At 55.2% G+C, this 23,323-nt stretch carries 25 protein-coding genes; 15 read left to right on the top strand and 10 right to left on the bottom strand.

The genetic code is table 11. The annotated features are described in order from the left end of the window. Positions 1–47 precede the first annotated feature (47 nt). From GGR27_RS17780 to surE, 4 genes are all read right to left on the bottom strand, one after another. Positions 48–731 (bottom strand): spermidine synthase, encoded by a 684-nt coding sequence (locus tag GGR27_RS17780; RefSeq protein ID WP_168039843.1) that lies wholly within the window; start codon positions 729–731, stop codon positions 48–50. An 80-nt stretch (positions 732–811) separates the two neighbouring features. Continuing rightward, positions 812–1,117: a hypothetical protein gene (locus GGR27_RS17775; RefSeq protein ID WP_168039841.1), complete on the bottom strand. Its 306-nt coding sequence runs from the start codon at positions 1,115–1,117 to the stop codon at positions 812–814. Between the two features lie 78 nt (positions 1,118–1,195). After that, entirely contained in the window at positions 1,196–1,561 is a 366-nt protein-coding gene (locus tag GGR27_RS17770) for a hypothetical protein (RefSeq protein ID WP_168039839.1), read from the bottom strand. Positions 1,562–1,937: 376 nt separating this feature from the next. Continuing rightward, positions 1,938–2,774 (bottom strand): 5'/3'-nucleotidase SurE, encoded by an 837-nt coding sequence (gene surE / locus GGR27_RS17765; RefSeq protein WP_168039837.1) that lies wholly within the window; start codon positions 2,772–2,774, stop codon positions 1,938–1,940. Between the two features lie 81 nt (positions 2,775–2,855). Here surE and GGR27_RS17760 point away from each other — a divergent pair, with 81 nt between their 5' ends. After that, positions 2,856–4,883: a tetratricopeptide repeat protein gene (locus GGR27_RS17760; RefSeq protein WP_168039835.1), complete on the top strand. Its 2,028-nt coding sequence runs from the start codon at positions 2,856–2,858 to the stop codon at positions 4,881–4,883. 522 nt (positions 4,884–5,405) lie between these two features. On the opposite strand, the gene GGR27_RS17755 is transcribed toward GGR27_RS17760, so the two are convergent. After that, the gene (locus GGR27_RS17755) at positions 5,406–6,077 is read right to left on the bottom strand and encodes a M15 family metallopeptidase (RefSeq protein WP_245184743.1); all 672 of its coding nucleotides are present in this window, start codon (positions 6,075–6,077) and stop codon (positions 5,406–5,408) included. 44 nt (positions 6,078–6,121) lie between these two features. On the opposite strand from GGR27_RS17755, the gene GGR27_RS17750 reads away from it, so the two are divergent. After that, positions 6,122–6,565, top strand: a complete 444-nt coding sequence (locus GGR27_RS17750; protein ID WP_168039833.1) for a beta-N-acetylhexosaminidase family protein — start codon at positions 6,122–6,124, stop codon at positions 6,563–6,565. A gap of 7 nt (positions 6,566–6,572) precedes the next feature. Here GGR27_RS17750 and GGR27_RS17745 read toward each other — a convergent pair whose 3' ends face one another. The 4 genes from GGR27_RS17745 to GGR27_RS17730 form a co-directional block, all read right to left on the bottom strand. After that, on the bottom strand, positions 6,573–6,899 hold the full coding sequence (locus GGR27_RS17745; protein WP_209037988.1) for a hypothetical protein: 327 nt from the start codon (positions 6,897–6,899) through the stop codon (positions 6,573–6,575). 35 nt (positions 6,900–6,934) lie between these two features. Beyond that, positions 6,935–7,174 (bottom strand): hypothetical protein, encoded by a 240-nt coding sequence (locus GGR27_RS17740; RefSeq protein ID WP_168039829.1) that lies wholly within the window; start codon positions 7,172–7,174, stop codon positions 6,935–6,937. Between the two features lie 50 nt (positions 7,175–7,224). Then, a complete protein-coding gene (locus GGR27_RS17735) occupies positions 7,225–8,658 on the bottom strand; it encodes a T9SS type A sorting domain-containing protein (protein ID WP_168039827.1) in 1,434 nt (477 codons plus the stop codon). A 91-nt stretch (positions 8,659–8,749) separates the two neighbouring features. After that, positions 8,750–9,244 (bottom strand): hypothetical protein, encoded by a 495-nt coding sequence (locus GGR27_RS17730; protein WP_245184742.1) that lies wholly within the window; start codon positions 9,242–9,244, stop codon positions 8,750–8,752. A 79-nt stretch (positions 9,245–9,323) separates the two neighbouring features. Between GGR27_RS17730 and GGR27_RS17725 the strand changes: the two genes are divergently transcribed. The 6 genes from GGR27_RS17725 (at position 9,324) to rplI (ending at position 14,452) form a co-directional block, all read left to right on the top strand. Beyond that, positions 9,324–10,346 (top strand): acyl transferase, encoded by a 1,023-nt coding sequence (locus GGR27_RS17725; protein WP_320060369.1) that lies wholly within the window; start codon positions 9,324–9,326, stop codon positions 10,344–10,346. Positions 10,347–10,446: 100 nt separating this feature from the next. Further along, a complete protein-coding gene (locus GGR27_RS17720) occupies positions 10,447–11,370 on the top strand; it encodes a hypothetical protein (RefSeq protein ID WP_168039825.1) in 924 nt (307 codons plus the stop codon). A gap of 54 nt (positions 11,371–11,424) precedes the next feature. Then, entirely contained in the window at positions 11,425–12,855 is a 1,431-nt protein-coding gene (locus GGR27_RS17715) for an alpha/beta hydrolase family protein (protein WP_168039823.1), read from the top strand. Positions 12,856–13,109: 254 nt separating this feature from the next. Next, a complete protein-coding gene (rpsF, locus tag GGR27_RS17710) occupies positions 13,110–13,580 on the top strand; it encodes a 30S ribosomal protein S6 (RefSeq protein WP_168039821.1) in 471 nt (156 codons plus the stop codon). A 29-nt stretch (positions 13,581–13,609) separates the two neighbouring features. After that, positions 13,610–13,876 carry a 30S ribosomal protein S18 gene (gene rpsR / locus GGR27_RS17705; RefSeq protein ID WP_168039819.1) on the top strand — a complete coding sequence of 89 codons (267 nt, stop codon included), beginning with the start codon at positions 13,610–13,612 and terminating at the stop codon, positions 13,874–13,876. 129 nt (positions 13,877–14,005) lie between these two features. Further along, positions 14,006–14,452, top strand: a complete 447-nt coding sequence (gene rplI, locus GGR27_RS17700; RefSeq protein ID WP_168039817.1) for a 50S ribosomal protein L9 — start codon at positions 14,006–14,008, stop codon at positions 14,450–14,452. Between the two features lie 210 nt (positions 14,453–14,662). On the opposite strand, the gene GGR27_RS17695 is transcribed toward rplI, so the two are convergent. Beyond that, entirely contained in the window at positions 14,663–15,913 is a 1,251-nt protein-coding gene (locus GGR27_RS17695) for an ABC transporter permease (RefSeq protein ID WP_168039815.1), read from the bottom strand. A 348-nt stretch (positions 15,914–16,261) separates the two neighbouring features. On the opposite strand from GGR27_RS17695, the gene queA reads away from it, so the two are divergent. The 7 genes from queA (at position 16,262) to porN (ending at position 23,310) form a co-directional block, all read left to right on the top strand. After that, positions 16,262–17,326 (top strand): tRNA preQ1(34) S-adenosylmethionine ribosyltransferase-isomerase QueA, encoded by a 1,065-nt coding sequence (queA, locus tag GGR27_RS17690; protein ID WP_168039813.1) that lies wholly within the window; start codon positions 16,262–16,264, stop codon positions 17,324–17,326. Positions 17,327–17,641: 315 nt separating this feature from the next. Beyond that, complete coding sequence (locus GGR27_RS17685; RefSeq protein WP_168039811.1) at positions 17,642–18,157, top strand: pyridoxamine 5'-phosphate oxidase family protein; 516 nt, start codon at positions 17,642–17,644, stop codon at positions 18,155–18,157. 118 nt (positions 18,158–18,275) lie between these two features. After that, on the top strand, positions 18,276–18,440 hold the full coding sequence (locus GGR27_RS17680; RefSeq protein ID WP_168039809.1) for a hypothetical protein: 165 nt from the start codon (positions 18,276–18,278) through the stop codon (positions 18,438–18,440). Positions 18,441–18,643: 203 nt separating this feature from the next. Continuing rightward, complete coding sequence (locus GGR27_RS17675) at positions 18,644–19,411, top strand: hypothetical protein (RefSeq protein ID WP_168039807.1); 768 nt, start codon at positions 18,644–18,646, stop codon at positions 19,409–19,411. A gap of 412 nt (positions 19,412–19,823) precedes the next feature. After that, positions 19,824–20,438 carry a GldL-related protein gene (locus GGR27_RS17670; RefSeq protein WP_168039805.1) on the top strand — a complete coding sequence of 205 codons (615 nt, stop codon included), beginning with the start codon at positions 19,824–19,826 and terminating at the stop codon, positions 20,436–20,438. Positions 20,439–20,579: 141 nt separating this feature from the next. Beyond that, positions 20,580–22,223 (top strand): type IX secretion system motor protein PorM/GldM, encoded by a 1,644-nt coding sequence (gene porM / locus GGR27_RS17665; protein ID WP_168039803.1) that lies wholly within the window; start codon positions 20,580–20,582, stop codon positions 22,221–22,223. Positions 22,224–22,401: 178 nt separating this feature from the next. Beyond that, positions 22,402–23,310, top strand: coding sequence for a type IX secretion system ring subunit PorN/GldN (porN, locus tag GGR27_RS17660; RefSeq protein WP_168039801.1), 909 nt, complete (start codon positions 22,402–22,404; stop codon positions 23,308–23,310). The last annotated feature ends 13 nt before the right edge of the window (positions 23,311–23,323 follow it).

The following is a 23,323-nucleotide window of genomic DNA, read 5'->3' as shown; positions in this document are numbered from 1 at the left end:
AAAACTAGAATCTCAAGCTAAAGGAAAGTGGATCCGCAAAAAGTTGCTCAAACAAATCGGCTTTCGCTGACCAGCATGAGATTCCCGCCCGTGTCCACCACCGTGGCATCGGGGAAGACCGACTTGAAGGGCCCATCGTAGAACAATCGGGCTTCTTCCCGGTGCGCCGGGGTGTCCGCCAGCCGATTATAAATCAGTAAGCCGCCGGGGTTCAGGCTCTCCCGCAGGAGGTGCAGGAAGTCGTCGGTGAGGATGTGTGCCGGGACGGTCGCGTCCTGAAATACGTCCACGCAGACCAGATCGAAGGTCCGCACGTCGATTTGTAGGAAGGCAAACGCGTCCGCCTGCACGACTTCCACGGGAGAATCCAGGGCCGGCAAACTGTAGTCGGCGGCCAACTCGATGATCACGGGGTCGATCTCTACGGCCACGTAGTCGTAGGTCAGGTACTGGTGCTTTTCCAGCAATTCCGGAATGCTACCCAGGCCGAGCCCCAGGACCAGCACCGAAGCCCGCTCCGGGAGCAGGTCGAACTCGATCCGCTCGAAAGTCTTTCGGAAATTCATGTAGTAGTCCCCGAAACTGTAGATGGCATCCTCGGCCACCAGTTGTAGCCGCCCACCGACGAGGCTGACCTGCAAAAATTTATTGTATTCCGAAGAAGCCGTCTCCAGGACTTGCTCGGTCAGGTGGCTCAGCCAGCGGCGGTAAGTGGGAATGGGGGTGGACAATGGTGGGGAAATTGGTGACTTGGTGGAGCGAATGCTTTACTGCCAAACGGTGGCTACTCGGCTTGCGGGCGGTGAAATAGTTAGTAGCCGGCCGAGCCATCTAATAAATCCTGGCCGTAATTAAAAAACCAGGCCATGGCGAGCAGGAACGTCCCGATCACCAGGCCCCGCAGGCTCTTGTTCCAGTAGCGCGCCTGGAAATAATTCAGCGGCAGCACGTTGAGGCAAATCCCGATCAGGGCCAGGGAGCGTTGCCGAAAATCCATCGTCAGGTCGAAGAGCTGGTTGGCAAACTCAACCGCCTGCGTACTCACGGCAAAGCCAAGCGTAGCGACGACGAACGCGGCGAGCAGGCCGACGAGAAGATGATCGTATCTGGAAATCATGCGGGGAAGCGCGGTTTAGCCGTCTGGGGGTTTGTTTTGTGTTTCTGTGCCTTCGTGGCCCAAAAACTTAACGTGCGTTTACTCCACGTATTCCTGCCGCTTGATTAAAAACACCCACTCGCTGTCGTCATCCTCCACCCGGTAGCCGTAGTCGTAGCAAAAATGGTAAAGCTTGTTGTTGCGCGTCCGGTATTGGTTAGTGAAGTAGCGGAATTTGAAGCCCCGGTCGATCAGTCGGTCTTTACGCACGTTGGATTTCCCGTCGGGGTTCAGCTCCGCCAGCACGTTCCGATTGTGGCGTAAGATGTTGTTCACGCTGCGCTGGAAGGTGTTGTCCTCGGCGTTCTTCCGGTTGTGAAACGCGGCGCGGCAGGGGCTCGAACAAAACTTTTTGTCGGAGCGGCCGGTGTATTCGTCGCCGCATTCGGGGCAGGTGCGTTTCATGGGGTGGGGTGGGTGGAGGCGTAAATATACGTTTGGGTGCGGGTTGTTTTTCTTTGGTTTAGAAATTACTGATTTTAAATAACGAAAACGTGGAGCTGCACCCCACGCTACGAGAGACGCCCCTCCAGGGCTGATCTAAGATCGATATCTAATAATTTCAGCAAGGTCAATACAGATATTGGTTATGGTGCTGTTTCCCTCCCGGTGCTTTCCAACAAAGGGGTAATTATGCAGGAGAAATAAGGCCGAGCTGATAACGGAACGATGATTTATTAATCAAATCATATGGCCTGATTCCGTAAATTTTCTACTCTTCTGAAGACGCGTTTTTTAAAGTGAAAAGAACTCAAAATAAATGGGGGAAGAGATCTACCCCTCAAAACTGCTCCAACCGCTGCTTCCCCGCAACGCCAGTATTTGCGATGGTGCCACCACCCGCAGTAGCAAACTCCCCCTCCATCCCCTGCAGCCGTGCCAAACTGGCGTAATTAGTCAGGTCGTGCTGGCTCGGTACCAGACTGACGTACCCGGCCTGCAGCGCATTAGCGTCCGCATCCTCCCGTTCGTCGTTGTTGACGAAGTTGCCCGACAGCCAGTAGTAAGGCCGACCCCGCGGGTCTTCCCCGGCGCGGTATTCTTCCACCCAGCGCGCGTCGGCCTGGCGGCAGATCTTGATGCCCTTGATCTGCTCCGCGGGCAGGTTCGGGATGTTGACGTTGTACAGATTACCTTCTTCCATGCCGTTCTCCAGCACGTGCTCGATGATGCGCTCGACGTAGGGGCGGCAGACCGAAAAGTCGGCGTCCGCGCGGTAATCGAGGAAGCTGAACCCGACGCTGGGTACGCCCTCCAGGCTGGCCTCCATGGCCGCCGACATCGTCCCGGAATAAAGAATATTCACCGCCGCGTTGCTACCGTGGTTGATGCCGGAGACGCAGATGTCGGGCACCCGCCCGTCGAGCAAGACGCTTTTGGCAATTTTTACGCAATCCACGGGCGTGCCACTGCATTCGTACGCCTTCACGCCCTCACCGAAAACGCTCGACTCCCGTACGAACAGGGGCGACTCGATCGTGATTGCGTGCCCCTGCGCGGATTGCGGGCTGTCGGGCGCCACCACGAGAACTTCGCCGTATTTAAGGGCGATGGACACGAGTTCGCGGATGCCGCCGGCGGTGATGCCGTCGTCGTTGGTAATGAGAATCAGGGGCATGGGCTGGAGAGTTTTGGGGTAAGCAAGCCTAACGTAAACCGAGCACGGACGGTTCCTGCCCCGGAAAGCTATCTTCGCGTCATGGCCCGTAAGTCGCCCCAAAAATCCCGCTCCGCTGCCGCAAACCCGGCACCTGCTTCCGAGCCAAAAAATAAAATTGGCCCGGTCAGCACTAAGCCTTGGTATCAATCAGTGCACTACCAGGCCCTATTCTTTTTTCTTTTCTCCTTCCTTCTCTACGGCAATACGCTCGGCCACGATTTTGCCGTCGACGACGCTATCGTCATCACCGATAACGCACTCGTGCAGCGGGGGTGGGCGGGCATCGGCGATATTTTTACCCACGATACTTTCTACGGGTTTTTCGAGGATGAATCCAAAGCCAACCTCGTTGCCGGCGGCCGCTACCGGCCCCTGACGTTGGTGCTGTTTGCCGTTGAGCAATCCATTAGTGAGGGCCCTTTTATCGGGCACTTTTTTAACGTCGTCTGGTACGGCGGTCTGCTGGTGTTACTGGTCTACTTTCTCACTGACCTACTCAAAAATCGCGGCTACGCTTGGTGGCTACCGCTGTTGATTACCGGCCTCTTTGCGGCGCACCCCATCCACACCGAAGCCGTCGCTAACATCAAGGGCCGCGACGAGATTATGGCCCTGTTTTTCGCCGTCGCCGCTACCTGGACCGTCTGGCGGGCGGCGTGGGACGAGCGCTGGTTGGGCGCGGTCGCGGGTGCCGGGTTGCTTGGTCTGGCCTGTTTGGCTAAAGAGACGGCTTTTACGTTCCTCGCCGTTATTCCGGTAGTCGTGCTGGCCTTGCCGAAAGCGGACGATAGCCGGGCCGCACCGGACCGAGCGCTTCCCTGGGCTAAGTTGAAATATTACGTGCCAGCTCTCATCGCGGCGCTGGCTTACGTCGCTATCCGCAGTGCCATTTTGCCCGAGGCAGGTGACCAACCGAATCTGGAACTGATGAACAATCCGTTCGTGGAGTGGACGGGCCAGGTGTGGCGCGAAGTCCCCGGCTCCGTCCGCGTGGCGACCGGGTTTTCGACTTTACTTAACTACCTGGGGCTGATTTTCCTGCCCGTCAACCTCGTGCACGATTACTACCCGACGGCCATTCCGTTGCGGCGCTGGTCGGACGTTGGCCCGTGGGCCGGACTAATTTCGCACGTTGGTTTAGGCGTCTTTGCGGTGTTGAAACTCAAGACGTACCGGCTCGCCGCACTTGGGATCATCATCTACCTGGCGGGCATTTCGGTGGCCAGCAACATTCTCTTTCCGGTGGGGACGCTGCTTTCGGAGCGCTTTCTCTTTTTCCCGAGCCTCGGCTGGGCGCTGGTGGTTGGCTATTTGCTATTTGCGCTGTCCAAAAAGATCGGCCGGCCCGCGCTGTACCTCGGCGTGGCCATCATCACCGTCTTTTCCGTCCTGACCATTCTCCGTAACCCCGACTGGAAGGATAATTACGTGCTGTTCACCACCGACGTTGAGAAGCAACCCAACTCCGCCAAACTCCGCAACGCCGCCGGCGGTGCCCGGGTGGATAAATACCAATCGTTCCCCACAGACGCCCGCCCCGCCCAGCTGCAGCTACTTACCGACGCCATCGCCGACCTCGACCGCGCCCTCGAAATCCACCCCACCTACCGCAACGCTTTTTTACTCCGGGGCAACGCCCGGTTACTGCAGGAAAACTACGACGCCGCCATCACCGATTACGATGCCGCCCTCGTACTAAGCCCCAACTACCAGCCAGCCCTCGATAATCTGTTCACCGCCTTAATCACCGCTGGCCGAACGGCTGGCGAAGACCGCGGTGACGTCGCGGGGGCGTTTACTTACCTGCGCCGCGCCGAGGCCTTGCGGCCGCTGGACTACGAGCTGTTGCGCCTACTGGGCGTAGCGTCCGGCGTGTCCGGAAAAACGGACGAAGCCGTCGGCTACTTCGAGCGGGCCGTAGCCGTTCGACCGAACGATGCGGACGCGGTGTGGAATTACGGGATGGCATTATATAACGCCGGGCGGCGGGCGGAAGGGCAGGCACAATTTCAGCGGGCGCAGCAAATTCGACCGAGCATTGCTGCAGAAAGGGGGGGCAAAGGTTGAGGGCTTGCAGCCCGATCCCGATCCCGATAGCTATCGGGATCGGGAAATGGCGGCGGCTAAATCACGCCGCCACACTACAAATAGGTCGAGGGGTTAGCTACGCTGCTGACTGCGTCGGTCCGGCCCGAATGGAACGGCGGTAGCTAAACGAAGCTACCGCACAGACATTCGGGCCAGAGGCCCTCGACCTATTCTCTAAGCGAATTACCCACACGCCCAAACCCAATCCGCCAACTCGAACCGCGCCCCAAAAAATTAAAATATTGCCACTCCGTTCGAATGGTCCCAAAAATTACGCCGCCACCCGACACTAGGTCGAGGGCCTCCAACCCGATCCCGATCCCGATAGCTATCGGGATCGGGAAACGGCGGTAGCTAAATCACGCCGCCACACTACAACTAGGTCGAGGGGTTAGCTACGCTGCTAACTGCGTCGGTCCGGCCCGAATGGAACGGCGGCAGCCAAACGAAGCTACCGCACAGACATTCGGGCCAGAGGCCCGCGACCTATCGCTGAGCGAATTACTCACACGACCAAACCCAGTCCGCCAACCCCAACCGAGCCCCCAAAAAATTAAAGTGCCACCACTCCGTCCGAATCGTCCCGAACCCTTCCGCCCGCATGGCCGCCTGAAAAAGCGCCCGGTTAGCGAGCACGTCCGCCGGTAGATCGGTGGTGGTGGTGTAAGCCGCTTCACCAAAAAAGTCATAGGTCGTCCCCATGTCCAGTTCTTCCCCGGTAGCCAGCGTGACGATCGTCAGGTCGGCCGCCGCGCCCCGGCTGTGGAGGCTACCGCGGCTGGGTCGGGCGACGTAGCGGGCGTCGGGGAGGATGTCCCACAACCGTTGCTGGTAAGGGGCCGGTCGGTAGCAGTCGTACATTTTCAGGCCCAACCCCTGCGCTTTTAATGTACCCTGCACCCGCGCCAGCGCCCGAGCTACCTCCTTGCGGTAAAAGCAGCGGCCACAGTCGTAAACTTGCTGTTTCATAAAGTTATTTTCCGTCGCGTAGCGCAGGTCGAGCAGGATGGTCGGGTCGAGGTCGGTCATCTCCGTCCACTGCGTCGTATCGTAATCGTAGACGGGCGCGGGTGGAAGGGGCGCTTCCATGCGAAAAGACTGCTGCAAAACGGGGCGGTCGCGGTCGACCTGGCAGGCGAAAAAGAGGAGGGTGGGGAGAAGGTACTTCAGCATGGCCCGGGCGAAGGTAGCGTATCTTGTGCCTTCAATTATCTTCCATGCGTTCGCTGCTTTTCGTTCTCCTCGCCGTATCCTGTTTTGCCTGTGGCGACGGTGCGCCCCCGCCCCCCGCAATGGCCCCGCTGAACGCCCTGCCCCTCGACCCACTGCCCTTCGAGATGAGTGGCCGCGAAGGCTATCTCTGGATCGACCCCGCCGCTAAGTACGATCTTTCGGGCGCGGACGCCGGTGCCGTGGACTACCTGAAGAGCAAGGGTTATGGGAATATCCCCCTAACCACTTACGTCGACGAAGAACTGATGCTCCCCGACGAGGCTTACTTGCTCGATATTTCTCCCGAGGGAATCACTATCACTTCCCCCGCCCCGGTGGGTGTTCTGACGGCCGCAAAGGCACTCGTCCAGATTATCGACCTCAGCCCCAACACCGGGCGGGGAATATTCTTGCCCGCCGGCACGGTGCTCGACCAGCCAATGCAGTGACATTAAGTTAGGTCGTTTCCCTGGTCGTGCGCGGATTCACGAAGAACCAAAAAAGCAGCCCGCCCAGCGCGTATGCGAGAAAATCCCACGGATCATAAGTAAATGCCTCCGACCAACGCGGAAAGAAAACCTCGAAAACTACCGCCAGCACGACCGTGGAAATTACCGTATCCAGCACCGTCAGGCGCTTCCGGTCGAATAACCAATTGCGCTCCACGCTCAGCAGGCCCAGCATGATGGGGATACTAAGGAGGGGATCTAGGTACGCGTGAACGAAGGGCACGTCGATGGAGAACCCTTTCTGGAGAAGCTGATGCACTAGGAAGAGGGCCAAGCAAGCCCAGAATACCGGTCGTATTGCCCTGATCATTACGCCGCGGCCAGGAAACCCAGCATTAAACCCAGGAGGATGAGTGGTGAAAGCGCCAGTAAGATGAGGATGCCGATGAGGCGCACACCGATTTTCATCGCCCCTACCAAGAACGGATCCTCGGCGTTGATCGTCGCCAGGTTATTCCACCACTCGTAGGTATCTTTGACTTTGCTCGTCAATTCCTCAGTGGCCGCCTTGGGTTGTTCCTTCGGCTCGGTGCGTTCGGCTGGTTCCATACTGTTGGGTGGTAGGGTTCGGATGTTGGTTTGCGACAAATTATTTGTTACTACTTTACTACGAAACGACGAACTACGGAACGGCCATCCCCCGTCGCAACGCGCAGTATTTGCACGCCGGCCGAGATATTGTTGGGTAAGTCAACCCGACTGTTACCGGCGGTAATTCCGCGTCCGGTCACCCGGCCGTTAATGTCATAGATAATGTAATCCAGCGCCTGATTGGACAATCCTTGAATGTTAACCACCTCACCCGCACGGACAGGGTTGGGGCTAATGGATATGTTAGTACGCTCAGTCAACTCACCGAGGCTGACCAACTGAACATCGATGTATTGTAGGAAGAAGTTGAGCGATCGCGTAAATGCCGGCGTAGCACAGCTTCTGTGCGTTATCGGCCCGCCGGATTCTAACCTGACGCTGGTCGAGCCATTAGCCCGCATGACAGAATCCGCCAAGATTGCATTTCTGAAGGGGACTTGTTCGTCGGCCGTACAGTAATAAATTACGGTAGGCGCTTCCGGCGCCCAGTCGTAGGTATCGTTGTCCTGAAGCGCTATGACCGTAGGTGAAGTAGGATCATCCGTACGTAACTGTGTTAGGATCGGCTCGCGGATCAGGTCGGAGAGGGAGGCGGTATCTTCACGCAATTGCTGTTCGAGCCGCGCATTGAATCGGCCGAGCTGAATCTGGCCGGTAGCAAAGGAGTCGATATTAGGGATGTACTTGTCCTCAAAGATTTCGCTAAAGTCGTCGAAGAGATCGTACACGTAGTCGTAAGCGATGTAGGTGTACACAATGTAGCCCGGCAGCGTGGCTTGACCTTCGGCGAAAAGCGTCTCGCGCATCACGTCGGAAATGGAGTAGGGGCCTGAATTATGCGTGGCGGCGGTAACGACGAAACCGTCTTCCCCAGGGTTAGTTTGTATGTCACGGTGCAGCGCCTGGGTGGCGTGACCTCCCTGACTGTACCCGGTAAGGAAAAGCTGGTCGTTGTAACTGATGTTCTGCTCATCCATCCACTGACGAGCGGCGAGCAGAAGATCCCGACCGGCGCTGGCCTCCGAATCGGCGTGGACGTACGGGTGGATGCCTTGGTTGTCTCCTAAACCTAAGTAATCGGGGGCAACGGTAATGATTCCGGTGGCGGCCATTCCCTGAGGAAGTAAGCGCTCTAAAACGCCGGTTCTGCTGGGAACCGCTTCGCGGTTGTCCACCGTCCCGTGGCTGTAAACACCGAGGGGGTAAGTATTAGCGCGGTTGGTAGGAATGCAGAGTAGGCCACTGGCCACCGTCGAATCCCCAAACACATCCGTTGTGTTGTAAGTGACCTTGTAATTTTGGACGTCATACTCAAACTGACGCATCAGAAAAATTTGGAGTATGCTTGCCAACGATCCTTCCTGCGGCTCCACGTTAACGTAAGTCTGCGCGGAAAGCTGAAAGGCAAGAAGAAAAAGGAACGAGGTAAAAATTTGCTTCATGCTAGCTAAAGTACGAAGGGCTTGCTTAAGTTTGGAACCGCCGATAATATAAACGTTCTCTACCCCGCGCATCCACCACGAGGCTCATTACCTACGGCCGTAAACAGATGATCTCGATGACCGAAGTTTGAATTTTATTACTCCGGTTTCCCGCCCGGTCCTGAATCTGGATGGCGTACGAGAAAGTATCCACCGGGAAGCGCGGGTCCGAGGCGCAGGCGACGCGATCGAAAATACAGCAGATCCCGGTAGTATTGGCCACCGTGATGAAGATGTCACCGCTGATGCCGTTGCCCGTTCCCTCTTTCGTGATGGTCGGGATGGCAAAGGCCTGTGGTATGCCCAACTGACTGTTGGTGAGAAACATATTGATGCTGTCCCCATTCAGGTCGCTCAAATCACCGTCGCCGTCGGTGAAACTGAACTGAATTTCAATGCTGTCGATTATACCAATGCCGTCCTGAAAGACCCGGTCCTTGTTGACGCCCTCAAAAGTAATGACGGGCTCCACGGGGTATTCGGGCGCATCCACGCAGGATGCCAGGAAGATGGGAAGGGAGCAGAGGATGGCGATGAGGTTGCGCATAGGGTTTGAACGTAAGAAACCATAAATAGGGTAGCGTGGCGTACCGACTTTTTAGCAGCTCGAGCGTTAAGCGGGGGACGTGCCAACGAACACCCAACATACAAACCCCGCCGCGGAACGCGACCGATTGCGAGCGCGAATTCGTGCGGTGGCCCCGGATACTTTCGCTTCCGTAGCCCTCGCGGTCTTTCGTTACCAGGCGCGGCACAACACTATTTACGCCCGCTACCTCGATTTGTTGCGCTGCGACCCCGCCTCCGTCACCGGCCCGACCGAGATTCCCCACCTGCCCATCAGTTTGTTCAAAACCCATTCGCTCGTGACCGGCCCCGGTTGGACGCCCGCCCGCGTTTTCACCAGCAGCGGTACGACCGGCGCCAGTACCAGCCGCCACCCCCTGCGCGATGAAGACTGGTACCGTCAGAACGCTCGCCATACTTTTGAACGGCAGTACGGACCGCTGCGGGGCCGCGCCGTGCTGGCCCTTCTCCCGGCTTACCTCGAAAGAACCGGCTCCAGCCTCGTCTTTATGGCGGATGACTTTATCCGCCAGTCCGGCCACCCGGATTCCGGTTTCTTTCTGGACGACCTGGCCGGGCTCGCCAAAAAACTGAAGTCTTTGGCGGGTGCCGAGCTGCCTACCCTCCTCATTGGCGTCAGCTTCGCGTTACTCGATTTGGCCGACGAATTTCCGCAAGCCCTTAGTAACACCATCATCATGGAAACCGGTGGCATGAAGGGCCGCCGGAAGGAGATGACGCGCGGGGCGCTGCACGGTACGCTCCGCCGGGCTTTTCGGGTTTCGCAAATACATTCCGAATACGGCATGACCGAGCTGCTCAGCCAGGCCTACGCACCGGCGGACGGTGTGTTCTTGCCCGCCCCAACCATGCGGGTTACCGTCCGTGACGTAACCGATCCGCTCACTAATTTACCCTGCGGTCGCAACGGGGCGCTCAACGTCACCGACCTGGCCAATCTCGATACGATTAGCTTCATCGCGACGGATGATTTGGGGCGGGTGCACGCGGATGGCTCGTTCGAGGTGCTGGGGCGGATGGACGCTAGTGACGTGCGGGGGTGTAATTTGTTGGTGCTTTGAATTGTACAGAGGGTTTAAGTCAATGTATGGATGCACGTTAAATGTTAGAGTTAAGACATTTTTTGTGGTTAAAAAGGGTTTCTATCCCAATCATATTGATATGTCCAGATCCGCCACCTATACGATCCTTCTGTTTCTCGCTGCCTTGCTACTTGGGACTATGGCTACCACGTACCACTTCAGTGAGTTGGACCGCCAAGCCGAAGACTTTGTGAACGCAACGACAAAAACGCACACGCAAACGATTGAGCATTACCACCAAGCCATTGAGAATCTGCGGCGCGAGACACAAATAATGTTGCAGGACGACTCCAAAGAAAGGTTTCATCCGTTACTTGAGCTGTTCCTAGTTGCGGAGCAGGGGCGGAACGATTATGCCGATGCTCAAAGCGGCGATTATGCTACTGACCTCATTTGTTCCTTTGTGGGTAGCCTGGATAGAGATGACCTTATTTATTACGCAGCGGGGAATGCTAATCAAAAGTTATTAGACAAGTCCAGCGCATTATTGCACTCCGAAGCCACAAATTTCAACTTAAAGGAAGAGGATGTCATCACCAGAATTACGTGGTTGCGTAAGAATTTTTTGACGAAGCCGCTTGCGCAGCAAAGACATCATGCTAACCTCTTAAAGCAGACCGCCATCGATCTAGTGTACATCGAATTATTACACACGCAGTTTGGCATTTTGCAGGATATGTTATCCCTGATGACCGGGAGAATCATAACTTGTGATATGGGTTTCTTTCCAGTATTTAGCGCTAAAGCTTCTCTAGTTTCCCCGGGCGAGCCACTCCAAGCCAAAGTCTACGTCGGTAGCTATTCTTCCAACCTCGACCCAGAGAACGTGGTGCTGATGGTTGACGGCAAGGTTCTAGAAATTCGGGATGATGGAACTGCTGACTTCAGTCGGATAACGCACCGTAGTGGTCGGCATACGCTGGAAACCGAGGTCAAAATTACCAATCCACTTACCGGTAAGGTGACAACCGGCGAGGGAAGCTTCACCTACGAAGTACGCTAACCAACAACTAAGCCCCACCCCCCACCGTTGCAAGATTCGGACTAAACACACCGCATGCAACGATCGCTACTCACCCTGCTCCTTCCCCTATTTCTCTGCACCAGCGTCCGCGCCCAACTCCCCGGCGAATGGTTCGCGATCCTCGACGCGATGGGGACGGAATTGCCCCTCGGCATCCAACTCGACGAGCAAGACGGGGCAATCACCGGCAGCCTCGTCAGCCCCGGCCAGAGTGAGGCACGCTTCGATTTCACGACGAGTTCCTTCGACGGCCAGCGCCTTCAGTTTACGCTCAACGACCTCGGCGCGAGCTTCTCCGGCGTGCTCGACGGCAAAGAACTGCGCGGCGTTTTTAACCAGGCCCGGGTTGATTTTCCACTGACCTTTTACCGCTACCGGCCCCAGGGTTACCCCGTGAGTGACGGGCCGGTCACCATCACGCAACGGAGCCAGCAGCCGACCGATTTTCCCTACGAACGCGAAGCCGTCACCTTCCCCGGTGGTGCCGCCGGCGTGACGCTCGCCGGCGAATTAACGCTACCCACGAAGGGCAAACCGCGCGCCGCCATCATCCTTGTCTCCGGCTCCGGGCCGCAGGATCGCAACTCCTACCTGGGCAGCCAGATCAACCACAGCCCCTTCCTCGTGCTGAGTGATTACCTGACGCGCGAAGGGTACGCCGTGCTCCGTTACGACGACCGCGGCGTGGGCGAAAGCACGGGGGACCACAACGGGGCCACTACGCGGGATTTTGGCGCGGACGCGGGTGCCGCAGTGGATTACCTGAAGCAGCGCAAGGACTTCCGGAAAATAGCCATCGGTATGGCCGGGCACAGTGAGGGTGGCCTCATCGCGCCCATCGTCGCGGCCGAAAACGAAGACCTCGATTTCGTCATTCTGCTGGCCGCCCCCGGCGTCCCGATTGACAGCCTCATGCTCGAACAACGCCGCCAGGTGGGGACCGCCACGGGCATGCCCGCCCAACTCATCGCCCGCGACGAACCCGGGCTACGGTCCGCTTACACCTTTATCAAGGAAAGCCCCGCGCTCGACCAGGACAGGTACGTCGATGGCCTCTACGCACTTTTTGAAAAGCGGATGGACAACCTCCCCACCGCCCTGCGGAATAGCATTAAGGACCCCCGCGCGTTCAACGCTCAGTACGTGGTGCCGCTGTCCAATCCCTGGCTGCGCAGTTTTCTCGCGATGGATCCCACGCCTTACCTCGAAAAATTAACGATCCCGACGTTGGCCATCAACGGCTTAAAGGATACGCAGGTCGCCGCCGAAAGTAACCTCAACGGCATCAGCATCGCGATGGCGAAAAATGGTAATAAGGACGCAACCGTGCTGCCGCTGCCCGGCCTCAACCACCTCTTCCAACCCGCCGACACCGGTGCGCCGAACGAATACGGCACGATCGAGACGACTTTCGACCCATTGGCGCTGGAGATGATTGGTAACTGGCTGAACGAACGGTTTTAGCGCTTTGCCTCTAAGGGATTTAGGTGCTCCTATGTATCGACCACGGCATGTTTTGGCATCGTGATCTGACGCACGGTAGCTCACCGCGCGGAGCGCCTAGTGAGTACGGGGCACCCGAAAAAGGACGAAGCCCGCCTAACCCCTTGGAAACCAAGAAAACGCAGCGTATCTTCGCCGCCCCTTAGCGCAACCCTTCGCGGCTGCGTAGGGGAATAACCAATTCTTTTCACTAAACATCAGTACGACTGATCCATATGAGAAATTACGAAACAACATTCGTCGTAGATCCAGTGCTGTCGACCGAAGATATCAAGTCGACGGCTCAGACGTACGTAAACGGCCTCCAGGGTGAGGGTTGTGAGATTGTTTTTGTCGACGAAATGGGCCTCCGGACCCTCGCTTACGACATCAACAAACGCAGCAACGGCGTTTACTACAGCATTGAGTACACCGCTCCTGACGGTGCTTTCCTTAGGAATTACGAACTCGGCATGAAGCGCGACGAGCGCATCCTCCGGTTCCTGACCGTCTCGCTCAACAAGTACGGCGTCCAGTACAACGCGGACAAGCGTGCCGGCAAGATCGGCAAGGCCAAGCGTAAGAAGCAGGAGAAGCCCGCCAAGAACGAGCCCGCTGCCCACGGTGTCAGCCGCAAGAAAGCGGACAGCCCGAAACTATCCGGCGTGCCTTCCGGCGACGCGGAAAGCTTCAAGGAAGAAGAGTAATTCGTTAATCCCCCTAAATTAGACAAACCATGGCATCCAGAGATGACATCAAGTTCCTGTCCAATCCTAAGATTGGCGGACGCAGAAAAAAGTACTGCCGTTTTAAGCGTTACGGCATCAAGTACATCGACTACAAAGATCCCGACTTCCTCCTCACGTTCGTGAACGAGCAGGGCAAGATCCTTCCCCGCCGGATTACCGGTAACAGCCTCAAGTACCAGCGTAAGATCGGCACGGCCATCAAGCGTGCGCGTCATTTGGCGATGTTGCCGTACCTGACGGACCTTCTGAAGTAGGCCGTTAGGCGGTAGGCGGTAGTCTTGTACTACGCGCCTACCGCCTAATGACTACCGCCTACAACCTAATTCCTAACCACTTACTCCAATGGGGCACCGCCCCGAAAGAGTGGGACAACATAATTCATTATGAAAGTAATTATGCTGAAAGATGTCGACAAAGTCGGCGACAAGCACGAAGTCATTACGGTAAAGAACGGTTTTGGCCGCAATTACCTACTTCCCCGTGGCCTGGCCATCATCGGTAACGCGTCCAACATGGGCCGTTTGAACGAGATGGTCCGCCGTGAGGACGCTCAGGAATCCAAGCGCCTGGACGTTTACAAAGAAATGGCCCAAAAGCTCGCCGGCCAGACCCTCAAAGTGGGCGTCAAGGCGGGTGCAACCGGTCGTATTTTCGGTTCGATCACCGAGTTGTCCGTTAAGCAGCAGCTGAAGGAGCAGTTCGGTATCACCATCGAGCGGAAGAAGATTCAACTGCCCGAGGATGCCAAGGAAGTCGGTGTGTACACCCTGACCTTGAATCTGCACCCCGAGGTGAAGCAAGAAATGCAGTTGGAGTTAGCGCAGGATTAAACCTGTTGTTAACCCCTCACGGCAAAAGCCGCTACTAACTTAGGTTGGTAGCGGCTTTTTTGTTGTCGTGCGCGCAAGGTCTGTACTTTTTCAAACGCCGTGCGCGTAACAACTTATTACCAAGCTTCTCCGTAGGCGTTTGCTCCCAAAGAAGAGGCGTGCGGGAACTGTAGATTATTTGGTTCGAGCAGTGATGCCAAAGGCACGCGTTCAACTCCGCATGGCTTCCACCGGGTCCATCCCCGCCGCCTGCCAGGCCGGTACGGCACCGGCGAAGATGCCCACCATCGCCGAAAGTCCAATGCCCAACAGGGCGTTCTTCATCGACAGGTTGATGGCAAAATCATCGATGAAACCATTAATTGCCAGCGTGCCGAAATAGACCAGGACCAAGCCCATCAAACCACCGATCACGCAAAGGATGACGGATTCCGTCAGAAACTCTAGCAGGATGACGAACTGCCGCGCGCCGAGGGCTTTCTTAACGCCAATCAGGCTCGTCCGTTCCTTGACGGAGACGAACATGATGTTGGCCACGCTGATCATACCGACGATGATGGAAAAGCCACCGATCATCCAGCCCATGAGGTTGAGCACACCGAAGAAGGAACCCAGGGCGTCGGCCATCATACTGAGTTCGTTGAGGGCAAAATTATCGTTCTCCCGGGGGCGGAGTCTTCGGTTCGCCCGGATGACGCCGCGAATCTCGTCCTGTAGTTGTGCCGTAGTGATGCCATCCTTTGCTTTGACGCCAACCGTCCCGCCGTACTGACTGCGGTTCTTCAGGTTGACGAAGCGGCCCGCGTTGTTGTAACTCACGACGATTGCGTCGTCAAAATCGAGGGGGTTAATCAAGTCGCCGCCGGATTCTTTGAAGACCCCGACAACTTCGTACTTACGTCCGCCCATCTTCACGGTTTTACCGACGGGTTCGATACCCTGAAAGAGCTCCGTGGCAATCTTCGCACCGATCAGCAGTTTATCGGCGCCGATGTTGTATTCATTCGGCGTCCAGTAGCGCCCCTTTTCGATCTCGATGTTGAAAATGCGGTCGAGCTCGTAGGTGGTGACGAAGAGGTAGCCCCCTTCAACGCTGTTTTTGTTGTACTTAAGGGCCTTGGAGCCGGGCACGGTCCAGTAGGAAACCAGGGAGGCAGTGGCGAGGTTTTTCTTGAGCGCTACGTAATCATCGTGGTCGGGGTAGGGGCGTTGAAAGAACTCCCACCAATCGCCACTATTATCTTTCCAGGGCCACTTGTCGATGTACACCACGTCGTCGCCGAGTTTGGCGAGGCTACCGTTGAGGCTGTCTTCGAGAGAGTCGACGGCGGAAAAAACACCGATGATGCAGAAGATACCGATTGAGATGCCGAGCAGGGAAAGAAAGGCACGGAGCTTGTTGCCCACCAACTGGGCCCATGCCTGGCGGATGCTCTCGGTAAAAACTTTGAGAAATAGCATGGGTGAGGATTTTGGACTGCAAGAATAAATGCCCCGACGGCCGCGGGCAGGGCTGCCAAAGATAAACACGGTACGCGGGGCCACGCGCGCGGATCGACGAACGATCGTTTAGAATAGATGAGTGACACCGGAGAGGAGGTAATTTTCCGCGCGCTCGAGCTCAATTCGCGGACACGGCGCAAGTTCACGCCACGCCCATAACACTACGAACCCGGAATTAGAACTTTAGCCCATTGCGGGGCTTTACAAAGGAGCGCCGCGCGGAAAGGGTGGGAGTTTAGTAAATCACCTACCTTTGCGCGTTATTTGCCGGCACCGTGCCACCTACAGAAAATTTAAACTTCGGGAATGAGGACTAAACTATCACAATTCAAATTCGAGCTCAACGAGAAACTCATCGCCAAAACCCCGACCAAACGGCGGGACGACAGCCGCCTCATGATCGTTAACCGGGAGACGGGTAGCATCGAGCACAAAATGTTTAGTGACCTACTAGATTACTACGATGAAGGTGATACTTTGGTTTTTAACAACACCAAAGTTTTTCCCGCCCGGATGTACGGCCTCAAGGAAAAAACCCAGGCGGAGATCGAGGTATTTCTGCTCCGCGAACTTAACCCCCAGGCTCGTTTGTGGGACGTCCTCGTCGACCCCGCCCGTAAAATTCGCGTAGGTAACAAGCTTTACTTTAACGATAAGAAAGGTAACAACAAGCTAATCGCCGAAGTCGTCGACAACACGACCAGCCGCGGCCGCACGATCCGCTTTCTCTACGAAGGCCCTAACGACGAGTTCCGTAAGGAACTTCACGCCCTGGGTAACACTCCCCTGCCAAAAGTCCTGGGCCGTGACCCCGACAGCCGCGACGTGGAGCGCTACCAAACCGTTTTCGCCGAAGAGATCGGTGCCGTTGCCGCCCCCACCGCCGGACTCAACTTTAGCCGCGAAACCCTGATGCGAATGGAGCTAAAGGGCATCAAAAAAGCGGACATTACGCTGCACCTCGGTTTGGGTACGTTCCGCGACATCGAAGTGGAGGACTTGTCTAAGCACAAGATGGACGCGGAATACTTCAAGGTCAACCAGAAAGCCGTCGACATCGTAAACGCTACGAAGAAGGATGGCGGCACGGTCTGCGCCGTCGGCACTACCGCCCTGCGCGCGTGTGAAGACAGCGTCAGCGCCGAACGCCTGCTCGCCACGAACGAGGGGTGGACGAACCGATTCATCTTCCCCCCTTACGACTTTCACATTCCCGATCACTTGCTGACGAGCTTTCACCTGCCGAAGAGTAGCCTTTTCATCGTCACTTGTGCCTTCGGTGGCATCGATTTGATTCTGGAAGCTTACGCCGTGGCGCAGAAAGAGAAATACAAGTTTTTTGCCTACGGGGATGCGATGTTGATTATCTAAAAGCATTTACCGTGATGAATGAGGGCCGTCATGATTCGTCGTGGCGGCCCTTATTGTGTCCGGATGGGGGCGGAGTTTCGGGGTTAATTCGGTTGCGCGTAACGGGGGCAGTATTTGACGGCGAAAACAGGACTTTCTAATTTGCGGGGAAATCCAACCCCGTGGAACTACCGCCGGGTTCGGGTAGCTGGTGGTAAAGCTTATGGATGAGGGGGCAGGATCGTCACGATTTTGCGCGAATTCTGCTCCTGCTCTAACCACGCGGCACCCGAACATTTCGAGTAGCTACCGCGCTATAAAAAATAAAAATCAACCATGGGAGACATCAAAAACCTCATCAATAAAGAAGCCATTGTCAAGATCCAAAAGTTAGCGACGGACGTGGACATTACGATGTTTTGCACCAACCTCGGTGGTAAACCATTTAGCACCTGCCCCATGTCCACCCAGCAGGTGGAGGACGACGGCACGATTTGGTTCTTTAGTAACAAAAACAGCGACCACAATAAGGACATCAAAAGCGATCCGGCTACGCAACTGATCTACAGCAGCAAGGCAGGGGACACGGACCACCTTAGTGTCTACGGGACGTCCGAGATCACTTTCGACCGAGCCAAAGCAGAAGAACTATTTACACCAATGATTAAGACCTGGTTCCCCGAAGGCGTTGACGACCCGGAGCTGACGATGATCAAATTTACCCCCAGTGAAGGTTACTACTGGGATACGAAAAACGGCCAGATGGTCGCTTTCGCCAAAATGATGGCCTCCGTCGTGACGGGTAAAGAAGGGATGGACGACGGCATTGAAGGCAAGCTAAAAGTCAACTGAAATTTTAACTAAATCGGCGTAAAATTTTTGGCTTCCACAATGAGCAAATTTATCCGCCGGACGTTTTATATCATTATCATACACACCGGCCCGGGTTGGGACGGCTTAACTAAAACACGTGAAAACTAAGCAAGAAAAGATCAACGAAGCTCGCAAAACCGCGGAGTCTCAGAAAGCCGCTAAGAAGGCGCAGCGTACGGCGAAATCTACCTCAACGGCCGCCTCTACCGGGGGCAAAAAGGGTAAGAGTGTTATCCCACAGTCGAAGACGACTAAGAAGTAGTGTAAGCTTAATTAGCCACTTAAGCCCCAGTCACCAACGCGGTGGCTGGGGCTTTCGCGTTTAACCCGGGAAGTTGAGATCGCCATTTGGTGGCTAATTAGTATATATTCGTTTTTAAACGAAAGTATTCGTTTAAATGGCTAGTGCGCGGCCGCGGGTGCAGAGTTTTGTGGCATCACGTAGCTACTAAAATCAGCACTACCATGAATGCACAACACCTGATTGACCTTATCGACCGGCTCACCACCGGTATTGACCCCACCACTAATCGCCCTTTCGACTTGGAGTCGTCTATTGTCCGGCAACCGAACGTCAGCGAAGCCCTGGCGCAGTTCAAAGGTGTCGTACTCGGGGTAAGCACTAATCAGGAAGGCATCCCCGATTCCGTCCTTACCGAAACTCACTTCGAACTGACCCAACTGGGCTACCGGCCCACGGTAGAGCAAATTGTAAAAGTTTTGCGGGGCAGCCGCTTGATCGCCGACCCGACGCTCAGGGCGGTCAGTGCGTACGGTGCCTACCGGAGTAAATTCAGCAAACGCTTCATCGAGCAGTCGGTGAAGGCGTTCGCCGCGCGGCAACCGACACTGTTTTCCGGTCTAGTAACGGTACCCGCAAAACGGTCAGCAAAACGAAAGAAGACACCGGCTCACAGCGAAATTCCCTTCTTTCGGGAGCAAGACTTCGATAAGTTGAGCGACGAAAAAGGCGAAGAATTAATGGCGGAAGTAACGACCCTCGGCCTCGCCAAACCCACCGACAAGCTCCCCGAATACATGGCGAAGGCCAGGGTAAACTACCCCCGTGCCTACGAACCCTGGAGCCGGGCGGAGCAAGCTTTACTAATCGAGGCCATGTGCTACACGAACGATGCCCAAAAAATTGGACTATTGTTCGGTCGCACGAAAAACTCGATCACCGGTATGGGACAAAAACTCATCTACGAGAGCCAACAAAAAAAAGCGGCTTAACGGATGAGGCGAATCGCTAACCAGTGACGTACAAATACAGTAAATGGTGACGTGAGCCCAGTTCGGTTGAGAAAAGCGGTTGTCGTTTGTAAACCTACGGCGCAAGGGCTCCGTTAACCACTCGTAGGACCGCAAAATAAATGGTGGTGGAGAATAGTACTTAAAAAGACTTGTCCGCGAGTTGTCCGAAACAACAGACTAATCTTTCCGTAAGCTCCTTTCCCCCGAAATTTTGTTATTGTCGCCAGAAAGCGATAATTTCGCGGGCCTTCACAATATGGCGCACGGAGGCACGGTTAAATCCGCGTCCAACTGGGCGTCACCTACGAAGACACTTCTAATTTTATACTGGGCCCCACAAACTATAGCCCCGATCTCTCATTTTTTCATACTCCATACATCGCTCTAATACATGACTCTTACTAAGTCTCCCGCATTCAAATACGTCAAGAACTTCATCATTGGCGTCGGTGCCGCCATCGTTATGATGGGCGCCCTCTATAAAATTCAATCCTGGGAGAACCCCGGTTTTCTGCCCGAAGGTTGGGATTTGATCACGATCGGTCTCGGAATCGAAGCTTTTATCTTCCTCCTGCTCGGTGTCCTCCCCCCCGACAAAGACTACTACTGGGATAAGCTCTACCCCGGCCTGAGCAACTACTCCGGCGACGTTCAACCGCTCGCAACCGGTGGCACCGGCGTCGTTACCACCCCAGCCCCCCAACTCAACGGTGAAGTCGTAGAACAGCAGCTCGGCGGCATGCTGACGGAACTGCAGACGATGTCGAAGAGCATGAGCAGCCTCAAGGCACTCCAGGATGCGGATTTTTCCGGCACGAGCCAACAGATTAAGCAAATGGGTAATTTTTACTCCAAGCTCAACGAAGCCATGGCTGATCTGGCCGCGACGGCTGAAGACACCAAACAGTACAAGGCACAAATGAAGCAGCTCAACGGTAATCTAACGACGTTGAACAGCGTGTACGGTAACATGATCAGCGCCATGCGCGTACCGGTTGCTAAATAGTCTCTGGGCTGAAATCTTTGGTAACAACGTAGACCAAAGACTTCAGACCAACCATTAAAGGCTGCTGTCTTTATCTCTCTTTCCAAAAATAATTACTCAGTGTGGGGCTAATCCTCGTGCCGAGCCCAATCAATACTATATATGTCAATTCCCAAGGAACCCCGGCAGTTGATGATCAACATCATGTACCTAGTGCTCATGGCACTACTGGCGCTGAACGTTTCCGCAGAAGTCATGAATGCCTTCCAGACCCTTGACGAGGGTAGCAAAAGCTCCATCGCTACGGTAGATAAGCAAGTTGGAGAAACCGTGAAGGGAGTTAACAAACTTCTCGACGAAGATTCTAAAGAACGCTTCCGCCCAATCCAGCCCGCCATTGCTGAAGTTCGCTCTATTTCCAATGGTTTTGGCCAATACATCGATCAGATTTATAACGAACTGGTTGATTTATCCGGCGATAAAGACGGAGTAGTCGGCCCGGGTGATTACAAAGAAAGCAAAGGTATCACCGCCGTTAAGGGCAAGAAGAACAAGGATGTTCCCACCCGTTACTTAGTATACGGTGAGGACGGTGCCGGTGGTGAACCAGGAGAGGGCGAAATGCTGAAGCAAAGAATTGCGGATACCCGCAAGGAACTTATTGCAGCTTATTCTAGGCTTCTGAACGACCACGGAACCGATATGGACCTTAAGCAAGCCGACATTGACGCACGCATTCAGAGCGTGGCCGTCAACATGCCTTTCAACATCGACGATAAGTCGTGGGTGGAGGCTGACCGCGATTCGTGGTCCGACTACAAGTTTGGTCATATGCCCGTCGCCGCGGTTCTTCCGCTGCTTTCTCAGATGAAAGCTGACCTGAAAATTTCCGAGGCCAACATGATCAACGACATGGTGAGTATCGCTGGGGGTAAGACCATTGAGATCGATGAGTTCTTTCCGGTCTTTTCCGCCGATCGTAGCTACGTTATTTCCGGTGAGAAGATCAACGCCAAGGTATCCGTTGGTTCGTATTCTTCAAGTTTAGACCCCGCTAACGTCGACCTACGCGTAGGTGGGCAGCGCTTGACTTTGAACGCGGACGGCACTGCTAATTATAACATTACCGGTACGGGCTCCGGACAAAAGAGTATTTCTACTTCTGTTGCCGTTACTAATCCGCTTACGGGCAAAGTAACTCGTGGGGAAGGAAAATTCACCTACGAGGTAGGTCAGCGATCCGTGGCCGTATCCGCCGACAAGATGAACGTGTTCTACATGGGCGTCGACAACCCATTAACCGTATCCGCGGCGGGTGTTCCGTCAAGTTCCGTACGGGTAAGTATTTCGGGCCCCGCCACCATTTCCGGCAGTGGTAGCAAGTTTACGGTAAGGGGTTCCAAGCAGGGCGATGCTACTGTGAACGTTTCGGCCGATGGTAAAAACCTTGGATCGTTTCCTTTCCGGGTAAAGCGTATACCCAACCCCATCCCCGTGCTCGGCAAGTCACAGGGCGGCAAGATTCCGACATCTCTCATCAAAGGCCAGAAAGGTATTTTTGCGCTGCTGGAGAATTTTGACTTCGAGGCCAGATGTGACATTGCGGGGTACGAGTTTGTCTACCAACCCAAGCGCGAGGATGTTCTGGTGACTCAGAACGCCGGTGGTAGTTTCACCAGGACGTCGAAATCTTACATAGCAAGGGCGAAGGCCGGTGATGCATTCTACGCCAACAACATCCGCGGCAAGTGCCCCGGTGACGTGGCCACGCGTGATCTCGGTTCCTTAGTTTTTCAACTACAGTAAGTTCTCCGTCAGGAGTCTGTCACCAGCCGGTGGTTTGCTTTATGGCGAAATAAAGGCGAATCCTCACTTCGGCAAACGGCGTGAGGGTTCGTTAATTAAAGCTTAGCGCTACACTACCGGATGAATGGCCGGCGTTTCCTTGTTCAAGTCCGTTACCGTACTACAATTAAAATCCTCCATGAAAGCAGTTTTTCAACTAGCGCTTCTGCTAACTTTTGGCGCCTCCACCGCGCTGATGGCCCAAAGGCCCGCTAACCCAACCATCAACAATTCTTCCATTGAGCTACCCGGTTCCGGCGACCCCACGGGGGCGGAAGACCCCGCCAACAATCAATTCATAAACCCCGTCAACGACATCGTCGAGAGAAAGATGGTGGCGGAGCGGAGCGTTCTTCCCTACGAGCACGTCCGGGAGGCGGACATCATGTGGCAAAAGCGCATTTGGCGGGTATTGGACGTACGCGAGAAGATCAACTTGCCGTTCGCCAATCCGGAGCGCCCACTGATCAGCATCATGATGGACGCCGCGGCGGAAAAAAAGATTCAGCTCTACTCCGTGATTGATGATAAATTTTCCACCGTCCTCCCCGCGGAAGACCTGGCGGCCCTCGGTGGTGGCATCGATACCGTCGAACAGTATGACGAGGATTTTAACGTCACTTACGTGGAAGTCGCCACGGAATTCAACCCCGACGTGGTGAAGCGGTACCGCTTGCAGGAAGTATGGTTCTTCGATAAGGAGAGCAGTACCATGCAGGTCCGTATCCTGGGCATTGCCCCGCTGATGGACCAGTACGACGAGAACGGTAATTTCCTTTACGAGCGCGCCATGTTCTGGGTGTACTACCCGGGGGCACGTCAAGTTCTTGCCAACGAGTCCGCTTTTGTTTTCGGAAACGACGCCGCGAACCGTAGTTGGGAAGACGTCTTTGAAAGCCGTTACTTCAACAGTTACGTTACCCAGGAGAGCAACGTACTCGATCGACGTATCGAGAGCTACATGCCCGGTGGCCGGGACCGGCTGATGGAGGCCGAACGCATCAAGCAGGAGATTTTCAACTTCGAACAGGATCTTTGGAGCTACTGACCGACTTTTCCTG

Origin of the sequence: Neolewinella antarctica (assembly GCF_011927835.1) — a bacterium.
Taxonomy (GTDB): Bacteria; Bacteroidota; Bacteroidia; order Chitinophagales; family Saprospiraceae; genus Neolewinella; species Neolewinella antarctica.
Note: the sequence above shows the minus strand (reverse complement) of the source record. Positions and strands in the feature narration are given on the sequence as shown.